The organism is Caballeronia concitans, from assembly GCF_001544615.1.
Classification (GTDB): Bacteria; Pseudomonadota; Gammaproteobacteria; order Burkholderiales; family Burkholderiaceae; genus Caballeronia; species Caballeronia concitans.
Genome location: NZ_FCNV02000001.1, coordinates 740,167 through 752,832 on the forward strand (window position 1 = coordinate 740,167; position 12,666 = coordinate 752,832).

Consider the following 12,666-nt stretch of genomic DNA (forward strand, 5'->3'; position numbering starts at 1 on the left):
ATGTCGTGCCGTCTCAGGCAGCCGAGCCGAACGAAGACCCGCGCGCTTCGGTCAGCGAAGACGCGCGGTCGTTCGGTCCGGCTCGGGTCAATGGCCCTTGATGACTTCGCCGTCCTTCAGCTTGTAGCGCGTGCCGCAGTACGGGCAACGCGCTTCGCCGTGCGACACGTCCAGAAACACGCGCGGGTGCGTGCTCCAGCGTTGCATCTTCGGGTTCGGGCAGAACGCGGGGATGTCCTTTGCCGACAATTCAACCAGCGGCATTTCCTTCAGGTCGCTCATTGCACTCTCTTTTCAATGTCGTTCATTGCATGCGGCAAGCGGGCCGCGCGGCCCGCCGCTGCATCACACTTTCGCGAGCCAGCTCGCGTACTTCTCGTTCTTGCCGCCGACCACGTCGAAGAATGCGCTTTGCAGCTTCTCCGTGATGGGGCCGCGCTTGCCCGAGCCGATGGTGCGGTTGTCCAGCTCGCGGATGGGCGTGACTTCGGCGGCGGTGCCGGTGAAGAACGCTTCGTCGCAGGTATAGACCTCGTCGCGCGTGATGCGTTTCTCGATCACGGGGATGCCGAAGTCGCGCGCCAGCGTGAGGACCGTGTCGCGCGTGATGCCGTCGAGGCACGACGACAGGTCCGGCGTGTACAGCTTGCCGTTGTTCACGAGGAAGAAGTTCTCGCCGGAGCCTTCGGACACGTAGCCGTCGACGTCGAGCAGCAGGGCTTCGTCGTAGCCGTCGGTCACGGCTTCCTGATTCGCGAGGATGGAGTTCACGTACCAGCCCGACGCCTTCGCGCGGACCATCGATACGTTCACGTGATGGCGCGTGAACGACGACGTCTTCACGCGGATGCCCTTCGCGAGGCCGTCTTCACCGAGATACGCGCCCCACGGCCACGCGGCGATGGCCACGTGGATGGTGTTGCCCTTCGCGGACACGCCGAGCTTTTCGGAGCCGACCCAGATGATCGGACGGATGTAGCAGGATTCCAGCTTGTTCGCGCGCACGACTTCGAGTTGCGCGGCTTCGAGCGTGGCGTGGTCGAACGGAACGTCCATCTGGAAGATCTTGGCCGAATTCAGCAGACGCTTGGTGTGCTCCTTCAGGCGGAAGATGGCCGTGCCGCTCGCGGTCTTGTATGCGCGCACGCCCTCGAATACGCCCATGCCGTAATGCAGCGTGTGCGTCAGGACGTGGATGTTCGCGTCTCGCCAGTCGATCAGCTTGCCATCCATCCAGATCTTGCCGTCGCGGTCGGCCATTGACATACGCTTCTCCTAGCTTTCTCGTTCAGTGATTTCGATGAATCCGTGCCCGCCGATAACGGAAAGCGCGGAAAAAGCGCGATCGCGCGGAAGGCGGTGAAAGACCGCCATTTTAGCTTCTTTTCACAATTGAACCGAGCTAAAAGCGCTTTTCGCGACGCTATAATTTGCCTTTCACCGCGATTCTGAATGACGTGTCGGTTTCTTTGGCCAGCGCGTCGTTCAGCAGGGACGGGCGGTGGCTCGCTGTATTTCGCTGCATCACGTTTCATTCACGCTTCTCTCGTGCTTTTGCTTCGGCCGCATCGGGCGGCTTTCCGCAATGGCATCGGCATCGCACCTCATTGGCCTCGCATCCGTCCATGCTCGACCGGCTGTCCGACACGAATCGCCGCGCTTTTCTCGAAGGTGTCCGCACCTTCTCTCCCGCCATTCTCGCGACGTTCTCCTGGGGCCTCGTCACCGGCATCGCCATGAGCAAGTCCGTGCTCACGCTGCCGCAGGCGCTCGGCATGTCGTTCGCGGTCTACGCGGGGTCGTCGCAACTCGCGGTGCTGCCGCTTTTCGCCGCGAAACTGCCGCTCTGGACCGTGCTCCTGACAGCCGCGATGGTCAATCTGCGTTTCGTGGTCTTCAGCGCCGGACTCGCGCCGCATTTCGCCTATTTGCCGATGTGGCGGCGCGTGCTCATCGGCTACTTCAACGGCGACATCATCTATCTGATGTTTTCGAAGCGAAATTTCGCGCCCGGCGAACGCGACGGCAAGGAGGCGTACTTCTGGGGGCTCGCGCTCGTTTGCTGGTTCTGGTGGCAGATTTCGTCGGTGGCGGGGATTCTGCTCGCGAGCCTGATTCCGGCGAACTGGGGGCTGGAACTCGCGGGCACGCTCGCGCTGATCCCGATCATCGTGTCGGCCATCGCGACGCGCTCGACGCTTGCCGCCGTCGCCGTCGCGAGCGTGGTGGCGCTCCTGACCTTCGATCTGCCGTATCGCCTCGGCCTGCCGCTCGCGGTCCTGGCGGCGCTGCTGGCCGGCATGCTGGCGGACGTGATCGCCGATCGCGCGCGGCCCGTGGCGTCGCCATCGCCATCGCCATCGACGGACGCCGACGCCGAATCCGACACCGTCAAGCCCGCCCGATGACCACACTTCAGACCTGGCTCGCCATTCTCGGCATGGGCGTCGTGACGGCGCTGACGCGCGCTTTCTTCCTGATCGGCGGCGAGCGGGCGGTGTTGCCGCCGCGCATCCAGCGCGTGTTGCGCTACGCGCCCGCGGCGGCGCTCGCGGCCGTCGTCGTGCCGGACGTGCTGGAAACGTCAGCGGGCTTCTCGGTCGCGCTGTCGAATCACGCGATGTGGGCATCGCTCGCCGGGCTCGCGTATTACCTGTGGCGGCGCGGCATGATGGGCACCATCGCCGTCGGCATGATCGCGTTCACGCTGCTCAGGCTCGTCGCGTGAGAAATCGGCGGATGCGCCAAATACGCATCATCAAGCATTCGACGCTAAAAGCGGGCGGGGCTATCGGTTAAAATGACGGTCTTTCCTGTCGCAGAGCGAGGTCGAAAGTGAGTCCGGCAGTCACCGCGCATCGGTTCCGCAGCTCGCCGCCTCCGGCAAGACCGCCGGTCCCGCGCGCTCATGCGATCCGCGCCCACGCGCTCGTGCGCCGCCTGCCGTCCCGCTTCTCCCTCCAGCATTTCCGCCGCGCGCCCGTTCCTCGCGCGCGGCCTTCGCCTCCAGATTGATGCACGCGCGGGTCCCGGATTCAGATTCTGTCGTCCGGTCCCGCCGACAATCCAACGAAGCAGCCGGCCGCAGCCGCTTCTTCGCCCGAACCGCTTTTCTGACTAACGTTGACTCCCATGACGAAAGTACTGCGTTTCACTGATCTGATATCCGAAGGCAAAGTCTCTGGCAAGCGCGTGTTCATCCGCGCGGACCTCAACGTGCCGCAGGACGACGCCGGCAACATCACCGAGGACACGCGCGTGCGCGCCTCCGTCCCGGCGATCAAGGCCGCGCTCGACGCCGGCGCCGCCGTGATGGTCACGTCCCACCTGGGCCGCCCGACCGAAGGCCAGTTCAAGCCGGAAGACTCGCTCGCGCCCGTCGCGGCGCGCCTGTCGGAACTGCTGGGCCGCGACGTGCCGCTCGTCGCCGACTGGGTCGATGGCGTTCAGGTCCAGCCGGGCAACGTCGTGCTGCTCGAAAACTGCCGCTGCAACAAGGGCGAAAAGAAGAACGACGACGCGCTCGCGCAGAAAATGGCGAAGCTCTGCGACATCTACGTGAACGACGCGTTCGGCACCGCGCATCGCGCGGAAGCGACCACGCACGGCATCGCGAAATACGCGCCCGTCGCGTGCGCGGGCCCGCTGCTCGCCGCCGAACTCGATGCGCTCGGCAAGGCGCTCGGCAACCCGAAGCGCCCGCTCGTGGCCATCGTCGCCGGATCGAAGGTGTCGACCAAGCTGACCATTCTGAAGTCGCTCGCGGAGAAGGTGGATCAGCTGATCGTCGGCGGCGGCATCGCGAATACGTTCATGCTCGCGTCCGGCTTGAAGATCGGCAAGTCGCTGGCGGAAGCGGATCTCGTCGGCGAGGCGAAGGAAATCATCGAGGCGGCGCGCGCACGCGGCGCATCGGTGCCGATTCCGAGCGATGTCGTGACCGCGAAGGAATTCGCCGCGACCGCGAAGGCGGAAACGAAGCCCGTCGCCGATATCGCCGACGACGACATGATCCTCGACATCGGCCCGGACACCGCGAAGGCGCTCGCCGCGCAACTCGCGACGGCCGGCACCATCGTGTGGAACGGCCCGGTCGGCGTGTTCGAGTTCGACCAGTTCGGCAACGGCACGAAGACGCTCGCGCAGGCCATCGCCAATTCGTCGGCGTTTTCGATCGCAGGCGGCGGCGACACGCTCGCGGCCATCGCGAAATACAACATCCACGACAAGGTCAGCTACATCTCGACCGGCGGCGGCGCGTTCCTCGAATTCCTGGAAGGCAAGACGCTGCCCGCGGTGGAAGTGCTCGAATCCCGCGCCGGGGCTTAAGGCGTTGGCCGCCCGAAACCAACCGGCGAAAGCAGGAAAGCAGGGCGCGCAAGCAGCCGGCGGCGCGCAAACCGATGTGAACGACGAACGCGGCGAACTCGACGCCGCCGCCGAAGCGGTCCGCGTGATCGCGGAGGCGGCGCGGCCGGACGAGCCGTCGTCGCCGGAAAAAGAAGCGAAAGCGGAAGAAGCGGAGGACGAAGCGGCGCTGCCGCCGACGCCGCCGGTCATCATCGGCGGCGTGGCCGCCCTTGCCACACAAGAAATCGATAAAGCGACGCCGGCACGAACCGGCGCGCGCGCGCAAGCGGTCAGCAATACATCGCCGTTGGCGCAACGTGCTCGCAGCGCTGTTACGGGCGGTCCCACTGAGACGAGGAATTCCATGCATCGCGCCACCAAGATTGTCGCCACCATCGGCCCGGCTTCGAGCAATCCCGACATCCTGCTTCAGATGATGCAGGCCGGGCTCGACGTCGTTCGCTTCAACTTCTCGCACGGCACCGCCGACGACCATCGCCAGCGCGCCGAATGGGTGCGCGAGGCGGCGCGTCAGGTGGGCCGCGAGGTCGCGATCATGGCGGACCTGCAAGGCCCGAAAATCCGCGTCGGCAAGTTCGAGAACAACAAGACGATGCTCGTCGCGGGCAACACGTTCGTCCTCGACGCGAATTGCGAACTCGGGAACAACGACCGCGTCGGTCTCGACTACAAGGATCTGCCGCGTGACCTGCGCGCGGGCGACACGCTGTTGCTCAACGACGGCCTGATCGTGCTCGACGTGACGCGCGTGATCGGCGAGGAAATTCACACGGTCGTGAAGGTCGGCGGCGAGCTGTCGAACAACAAGGGCATCAACCGGCAGGGCGGCGGACTCACGGCACCCGCGCTGACCGAGAAGGACATGGAGGACATCAAGACGGCGATGTCGCTCGGCGCGGATTTCGTCGCGGTGTCGTTCCCGAAGAACGCGACCGACATGGAAATGGCGCGTCAACTCGCGAACATCGCGGGCGCGCCGTACGGCATCAAGCCGAAGATGATCGCGAAGATCGAGCGCGCTGAAGCCATTCCCGCGCTGCAAGGCATTCTCGACGCGTCCGACGGCATCATGGTCGCGCGCGGCGATCTCGCGGTGGAAGTGGGCAACGCGGCGGTGCCGGCGCTGCAAAAGCGCATGATCCGCATGGCGCGCGAGTCGAACAAGCTCGTGATCACCGCCACGCAGATGATGGAATCCATGATCCACGCGCCCGTGCCGACGCGCGCGGAAGTGTCGGACGTGGCGAACGCCGTGCTCGACGGCACCGACGCCGTCATGCTCTCCGCCGAAACGGCCGCGGGCAAGTATCCGGTCACGACGATCGAGACGATGGCGGCCGTGTGCGTCGAAGCGGAGAAGTCCGAAGAGTCGCAGCTGGACCGCGATTTCCTGGACCGCACGTTCACGCGCATCGACCAGTCCATCGCGATGGGCGCGCTCTTCACGGCGTTCCATCTCGGCGCGAAGGCCGTGGTCGCGTTGACGGAATCCGGCTCCACGGCGCTGTGGATGTCGCGCCACTGGTCGCATGTGCCGATCTTCGCGCTGACGCCGCGCGTCGGCAGCGAACGCACGATGTCGCTGTATCGCAACGTCACGCCGCTGCATCTCGACACCAACATGGACCGCGACACCGCGCTCAATCAGGCGCTGGAAGTGGTCGTCTCGAAGGGCTACGCGGCGCGCGGCGACATGGTCGTGCTCACCGTCGGCGAGCCGATGGGCCAGGCAGGCGGCACCAACACGCTGAAGATCGTGCGCGTCGGCGACCATTTCTGACGCAGTCCGCCGTATTTTCGAGATGGATGCGCGGTCAAGCGCCGCGCAAGTGTTCACCGTATCGCAGGGCGTTCGCGGCTTGGGACAGCGCGAATTGCCCGAAGACGCGCAAGACGAAGCATCGTCATTGCCAGTCATAGGCCGAAAAACCGCCGGTGCACAACCAAGAGCGGAATCGTGCGCGTGAAGATTTTCGTTTCACATCATGGAGTTCCACAATGCCTCTCGTATCAATGCGTCAATTGCTGGATCACGCAGCCGAACACGGCTACGGCCTCCCGGCATTCAACGTGAACAATCTGGAACAAGTGCAGGCGATCATGGCGGCCGCGCACGAAGTCAACGCGCCCGTCATCATGCAGGCGTCGGCGGGCGCGCGTAAGTACGCGGGCGAAGCGTTCCTGCGACATCTGATCGAAGCGGCGGTCGAGTCGTATCCGCATATTCCGGTCGTGATGCATCAGGATCACGGCCAGTCGCCGGCGGTGTGCATGGCCGCGATCCGCTCGGGCTTCACCAGCGTGATGATGGACGGCTCGCTGGAAGCCGACGGCAAGACCGTCGCGTCGTACGAGTACAACGTCGACGTGTCGCGCAAGGTCGTCGAGTTCTCGCATTCGATCGGCGTCACCGTCGAAGCCGAACTGGGCGTGCTGGGCTCGCTCGAAACGATGAAGGGCGACAAGGAAGACGGCCACGGCGCCGAAGGCACGATGACGCGCGAGCAATTGCTGACGGATGTCGAGCAGGCCGCCGACTTCGTGAAGCAAACGCAATGCGATGCGCTGGCGATCGCCATCGGCACGTCGCACGGTGCGTACAAGTTCTCGAAGAAGCCGACGGGCGATATCCTCGCGATCGATCGCATCAAGGAAATCCACCAGCGCATTCCGAACACGCACCTCGTGATGCACGGTTCGTCGTCGGTGCCGCAGGAATTGCTCGCGGAAATCCGCGAATTCGGCGGCGACATGAAGGAAACCTACGGCGTGCCGGTCGAAGAGATTCAGGAAGGCATCAGGCACGGCGTGCGCAAGGTGAACATCGATACCGATTTGCGTCTCGCGATTACCGGCGCGATCCGCCGCTATCTGTTCGAAAATCCGTCGAAGTTCGATCCGCGCGATTACCTGAAGCCCGCGCGCGAGGCCGCGAAGGAAATCTGCCGCCAGCGCTACATGCAGTTCGGCTGCGAGGGCATGGCCGGCAAGATCAAGCCGATTCCGCTCGACAAGATCGCCGAGAAGTACAAGTCCGGCGAGCTTGCGCAGATCGTGAAGTGAGCGGCGATTCAAGCCTCACGCTGTTTGTAAAGTAAAATCAACGGGTTCCGGCGACGGGACCCGTTCGCATTTCCCGCTTCGCCCCATCAGTCGCCGCTTCGCGCGAGAAGCGGCGATTCACTTTTTTTCGCACCTTTCGGTACATGACGATGTCCACGCTCTACGAATCCACGATCAAATCGCTGCCGCTCCTGGGCCGTGGCAAGGTCCGCGACAACTACGCCGTCGGTCAGGACAAGCTCCTCATCGTGACCACCGACCGCCTTTCCGCATTCGATGTCGTCATGGGCGAGCCGATCCCGAACAAGGGCCGCGTGCTGAACCAGATGGCCGACTTCTGGTTCGAAAAACTAGGCCATATCGTGCCGAATCACAACACGGGCATCGATCCGGCGAGCGTCGTCGCGCCGGACGAAGTCGAGCAGGTGAAAGGCCGCGCGGTCGTCGTGAAGCGCCTGGAGCCGATTCTGGTCGAAGCCGTGGTGCGCGGTTATCTCGCGGGCAGCGGCTGGAAGGACTATCAGGCGACGGGCGCGGTCTGCGGCGTGGAACTGCCGGCGGGCCTGCAAAACGCGCAAAAGCTGCCCGAGCCGATCTTCACGCCGGCAGCGAAGGCCGAAATGGGCCATCACGACGAAAACATCACTTACGATGACATGGAGCGCCGCATCGGCACGGAGCTGTCGGCCACCATCCGCCGCATCTCCATCCAGCTCTACAAGGAAGCCGCCGAGTACGCGGCGACGCGCGGCATCATCATCGCGGATACGAAGTTCGAATTCGGCCTCGACAACAAGGGCGAGCTGTATCTGATGGACGAAGTGCTCACCGCCGATTCGTCGCGCTTCTGGCCCGCGGATGGCTATCAGGTCGGCACGAATCCGCCGTCGTTCGACAAGCAGTTCGTGCGTGACTGGCTCGAAACGCAGCCGTGGAAGAAGGAGCCGCCCGCGCCGAAGCTGCCGGACGACGTGATCGCGAAGACATCGGAAAAGTATCAGGAAGCGCTGCAACGCCTGACGGGGCAGACGCTCGCGTAAGTTGGCATCGCGCGCTTCGTCCATTGCGGCCGATGCGCGCGTTCGATAGAAAGCACAAGGAAAGCAGCGAAATGAGCGAAGTACAGACCGGAGCGCACGCGCACGACGCGCCGCTCGTCGGCGTGCTGATGGGTTCCAGTTCCGACTGGGACGTGATGAAGAACGCGGTCGCGATCCTGCAGGAATTCGGCGTGCCGTACGAGGCGAAGGTCGTGTCCGCGCACCGCATGCCCGACGAGATGTTCGACTACGCCGAGCGCGCGCGCGAGCGCGGCTTGCGGGCGATCATCGCGGGGGCGGGCGGCGCGGCGCATCTGCCGGGCATGCTGGCGGCCAAGACCACGGTGCCGGTGCTCGGCGTGCCGGTGGCGAGCAAGTATCTGAAGGGCGTCGATTCGCTGCATTCGATCGTGCAGATGCCGAAGGGCGTGCCCGTCGCGACATTTGCGATCGGCGAGGCGGGCGCGGCGAACGCGGCGCTGTTCGCGGTATCCATTCTGAGCGTGACCGATGCGCGCTTCGCCGACGCGCTCGCCGCCTTCCGCGTGAAGCAGAACCAGGCCGCACGCGACATGGCGCTGCCGCCGCTTTGATCCGGCTTTCTCCGACACACGCACGCATCGATGAACCCACAATCTTCCCCAATCTCTCCCATCTTGCCGGGCGCGTGGCTCGGCATGGTCGGCGGTGGCCAGCTCGGCCGCATGTTCTGCTTCGCCGCCCAGTCGATGGGCTATCGCGTCGCCGTCCTCGATCCCGATGACACGAGCCCGGCGGGCGCCGTCGCGGATCGCCATATCCGCGCCGCCTACGACGACAAATCCGCGCTCACCGAACTCGGCCGGCTGTGCGCGGCGGTATCGACGGAATTCGAGAACGTGCCCGCCGCGAGCCTTGAATTGCTCGCCGGCTGCACGTTCGTCAGCCCCGCCGCGAGTTGCGTGGCGATTGCGCAGGATCGCGTCGCGGAGAAGCGCTTCATCGCGCAGGCGGGCGTGCCGGTCGCGCCGCACGTGGTGATCGAATCGCCCGAGGCGCTCGCTGCGCTTCCCGACGACGAGATCGCCGCCGTGCTGCCGGGCATCCTCAAGACAGCGCGCCTGGGCTACGACGGCAAGGGTCAGATGAGCGTGCGCAACGTGCAGGAAGTGCGGACCGCGTATGCGTCGCTGTCGGGCGTGCCGTGCGTGCTGGAAAAGCGCATGCCGCTGAAGTACGAAGTCTCGGTACTGATCGCGCGCGGCGGCGACGGCAAGTCGGCCGTCTTCCCGCTCGCGCAGAACACGCACGTCAACGGCATTCTCGCGAAGACCATCGTTCCCGCGCCGGATGCGTCCGCGGCGCTCGTCGCGCAGGCGCAGGACGCTGCGCTGACCATCGCGGCGAAGCTCGGCTACGTGGGCGTGCTGTGCGTCGAATTTTTCGTGCTGGAAGACGGCTCGCTCATCGCGAATGAAATGGCGCCGCGCCCGCACAATTCCGGTCACTATACGGTCGATGCCTGCGCCACCAGCCAGTTCGAGCAGCAAGTGCGCACGATGACCGGCATGCCGCTCGGCGACACGCGCCAGCATTCGCCGGCTGCGATGCTGAATCTGCTCGGCGATATCTGGTTCGACGGCCCGCAAAAGGACAAGGCGCGCGCGCCCGCGTGGATCGAGGTCGCGGCGATGCCCTCGGCGCGGCTGCATCTGTATGGCAAGGAAGAAGCGCGTCCGGGCCGCAAGATGGGCCACATCAATTTCACGGCGGCGACGCTCGAGGAAGCGCGCACGGCGGCGCGCGACTGTGCGCGCATGCTGCACATTTCGCTGGATTGAGTTTTCAAGCAGTAGAAGCGATGACCATCATTTATCCGAGCGCCGCGCAGATCGACGAGGCCGCGGCCCTGCTCGACGCGGGCGAACTCGTCGCTTTTCCGACCGAAACGGTCTATGGCCTGGGCGGCGATGCCGAGAATCCCGAGGCGATCGCGCGCATTTACGCGGCGAAGGGACGGCCGGCGAATCATCCGGTGATCGTGCATCTCGCGCCGGAGGCCGATCCCGGCTACTGGGTGCGCGAGATGCCCGCCGATGCGCAGAAGCTCATCGATGCGTTCTGGCCCGGGCCGCTCACGCTCATTCTCAAGCGCGCATCGCATATTCCGGCGGCGGTGAGCGGCGGGCAGGATTCGGTGGGCATTCGTTGTCCTTCGCATCCGGTCGCGCAGCAGCTGCTGTCGGCGTTTCATGCGCGTCGGCTGGGCACTGGCAGGCAGGGCGGCGTGGCGGGGCCGTCGGCGAACCGGTTCGGTCATGTGAGCCCAACCACGGCGCAGCATGTCCGCGATGAATTCGGCGGCGCGGTGCATGTGCTCGATGGCGGCGCGGCGGACGTGGGCATCGAATCGACGATTCTGGATTTGTCGCGCGGCTTTCCGGCGTTGCTGCGTCCGGGGCATGTGAGTCCGCAGGAGATCGCGGATGTGATCGGGCAAGCGCCGCGTCTGCCCGATGGCAGCGATGCCACCGCGCCGCGCGCATCGGGCACGCTGAAGGCGCATTACGCGCCGCGCACGCCGCTGGCGTTGCTGCCGTTCGCATCGATCGAGCCGATGCTTGCCGCGCGTCATGCCGCCGGCGGCAAGAAGATCGCGCTGGTGGCGCGGGCGTCGAGCGCGGGCGAATGGGCGCACGCGCCGCATGTGCATTTCATCGCCGCGCCGGAAGATCCGCAGGGTTACGCGCGGGCGCTTTATGGATTGCTGCGGGCGCTGGATCGCGCGGATGTCGAGCGGATTCTCGTCGAGAAGTTGCCGGAATCGGTGGAGTGGATTGCGGTGAACGATCGGCTGGGGCGGGCGGCGGCGGCGTTCGAGGGCGAGGGCTGATCGGCGCGCTGATCCATTCGGCGCTCTCACGCCACCGACGCAAAAAAGCCCCGCAGAAGCGAGGCTTTTTCGATTCCAGCCATTACGGTCAGCTTTATTTGCCCAACCCCGTCTTCGCAATCGCCTGCTCCGCCGTCTGCGCCCAGACCGCGTGCAGATGCGTCGTCGGATGCACGGTGTCCGCGTACATATACGTCTGATCCGCGCCGGCGACCGTCAACGTCTGCGGCGAGCAGAACAGCGACGTGGCGAACGCGCTCGGATTCGGCTCGCCGAACTTCGCGGCCGCCGTCGCCATCGCCTGGAGATTGCACGCCGTCCCGGTGTTCGACACCGCAAAGCCGTACTGCCCGTAATTCGCGGTCACGTTGGCCAGGAGCGGCACCACGTCGAAATAGATGACTTTCGACATCAATCCCGCCTGCGTCAGCGCGCCTGCGAGCACCTGATTGAAGCCCGTCGATGCCTGAGTCAGCAGCGCGCGATTCGCAGCCGAACTCATCAAACCCTGCGGCGTCGTTCCGATGTCCGGCACGTTCGACACCAGCACGTGCGTCGCGCCATGCTGCACGATCGTGCCGATGATGCCCGCGAGATCGATGGCCGCCTTGCCGATCGCCGCGCTCGCCTGCGCGGGCGTGATCGCGCCGGCCACCGCCTGCTGGAAGTTGTACAGGATGTCGTTCGCGCCGCCGCTGACGATGACCAGCTGGTTCGAATTGAAGCTGCCGTGCGCGCTCATGTAGTTCTGCAACTGCGTGACGACGGGCACCGTCAGCGGGCCCGCGTAATTCGCCGGATCGTTCGAAACATGGTTGATGCCGATCGGATTCGTCACCAGTGCGCCGCCCTGCGCGTAGCCGAGACCGGATTGTGCGACGGGCGGCGAGCCGAAGCCGCCGGTCATCGCCGGGGTGAGCGTGTCGCCGTAATACTGCGCGATGTTCTGCACCCACACTTGTCCGGGGTTCGTCGTGAAGCGTCCGCCGCCGAAGTTGGCCGCGGCCACGGGCGAATACGTGCCGACATCCGAAAGACTGTCGCCGAAGGAAACGACCTGCAGCTTGATGCCGCCGGCCGGCGTCGAATTGTTGTTGTCTGAACCGCCGCCGCATGCGGCGAGCAGGGCGAACGCCGCGCTGGCAGTGGCGATGCGGGCGTAGCGCGCCAGGGCGGCGCGCGTCGAGCGATGCTTCTTCATGGACCTCGTCTCCGTTCTTCGGTGTTTTCTATTTGTCTCGCGGCGCGTCGGGGCGTCGCGTCTGCTGCTGCATCGAATTGTGCCGCAAGCGGTGCGAATGTCGAGCGATGCGATGCATC

At 65.1% G+C, this 12,666-nt stretch carries 12 protein-coding genes; 9 read left to right on the forward strand and 3 right to left on the reverse strand.

Going from position 1 to position 12,666, the window contains the following annotated elements; translation table 11 throughout:
- Positions 1-87 precede the first annotated feature (87 nt).
- Entirely contained in the window at positions 88-282 is a 195-nt protein-coding gene (locus tag AWB72_RS03490) for a zinc-finger domain-containing protein (RefSeq protein ID WP_035961321.1), read from the reverse strand.
- A 63-nt stretch (positions 283-345) separates the two neighbouring features.
- Positions 346-1,266 carry a branched-chain amino acid transaminase gene (locus AWB72_RS03495; protein WP_084592997.1) on the reverse strand — a complete coding sequence of 307 codons (921 nt, stop codon included), beginning with the start codon at positions 1,264-1,266 and terminating at the stop codon, positions 346-348.
- A 359-nt stretch (positions 1,267-1,625) separates the two neighbouring features.
- Here AWB72_RS03495 and AWB72_RS03500 point away from each other — a divergent pair, with 359 nt between their 5' ends.
- The 9 genes from AWB72_RS03500 (at position 1,626) to AWB72_RS03540 (ending at position 11,346) form a co-directional block, all read left to right on the forward strand.
- The gene (locus AWB72_RS03500; RefSeq protein WP_052450002.1) at positions 1,626-2,408 is read left to right on the forward strand and encodes an AzlC family ABC transporter permease; all 783 of its coding nucleotides are present in this window, start codon (positions 1,626-1,628) and stop codon (positions 2,406-2,408) included.
- Entirely contained in the window at positions 2,405-2,728 is a 324-nt protein-coding gene (locus AWB72_RS03505; RefSeq protein WP_040051661.1) for a branched-chain amino acid transport AzlD family protein, read from the forward strand. The genes AWB72_RS03500 and AWB72_RS03505 overlap by 4 nt, the downstream gene beginning before the upstream one ends.
- Positions 2,729-3,132: 404 nt before the next feature.
- Complete coding sequence (locus AWB72_RS03510; protein WP_040051662.1) at positions 3,133-4,329, forward strand: phosphoglycerate kinase; 1,197 nt, start codon at positions 3,133-3,135, stop codon at positions 4,327-4,329.
- A gap of 385 nt (positions 4,330-4,714) precedes the next feature.
- Entirely contained in the window at positions 4,715-6,151 is a 1,437-nt protein-coding gene (pyk, locus tag AWB72_RS03515) for a pyruvate kinase (RefSeq protein WP_040051935.1), read from the forward strand.
- Between the two features lie 218 nt (positions 6,152-6,369).
- Positions 6,370-7,434: a class II fructose-bisphosphate aldolase gene (gene fba, locus AWB72_RS03520; protein ID WP_040051663.1), complete on the forward strand. Its 1,065-nt coding sequence runs from the start codon at positions 6,370-6,372 to the stop codon at positions 7,432-7,434.
- 149 nt (positions 7,435-7,583) lie between these two features.
- The gene (locus tag AWB72_RS03525; protein WP_040051936.1) at positions 7,584-8,474 is read left to right on the forward strand and encodes a phosphoribosylaminoimidazolesuccinocarboxamide synthase; all 891 of its coding nucleotides are present in this window, start codon (positions 7,584-7,586) and stop codon (positions 8,472-8,474) included.
- A gap of 71 nt (positions 8,475-8,545) precedes the next feature.
- Complete coding sequence (gene purE / locus AWB72_RS03530; RefSeq protein WP_040051937.1) at positions 8,546-9,067, forward strand: 5-(carboxyamino)imidazole ribonucleotide mutase; 522 nt, start codon at positions 8,546-8,548, stop codon at positions 9,065-9,067.
- A 30-nt stretch (positions 9,068-9,097) separates the two neighbouring features.
- A complete protein-coding gene (locus AWB72_RS03535; RefSeq protein ID WP_040051664.1) occupies positions 9,098-10,294 on the forward strand; it encodes a 5-(carboxyamino)imidazole ribonucleotide synthase in 1,197 nt (398 codons plus the stop codon).
- A 20-nt stretch (positions 10,295-10,314) separates the two neighbouring features.
- Positions 10,315-11,346 (forward strand): L-threonylcarbamoyladenylate synthase, encoded by a 1,032-nt coding sequence (locus AWB72_RS03540; protein WP_040051665.1) that lies wholly within the window; start codon positions 10,315-10,317, stop codon positions 11,344-11,346.
- A 94-nt stretch (positions 11,347-11,440) separates the two neighbouring features.
- Here AWB72_RS03540 and AWB72_RS03545 read toward each other — a convergent pair whose 3' ends face one another.
- Positions 11,441-12,547 carry an SGNH/GDSL hydrolase family protein gene (locus tag AWB72_RS03545; protein ID WP_040051666.1) on the reverse strand — a complete coding sequence of 369 codons (1,107 nt, stop codon included), beginning with the start codon at positions 12,545-12,547 and terminating at the stop codon, positions 11,441-11,443.
- Positions 12,548-12,666 lie beyond the last annotated feature (119 nt).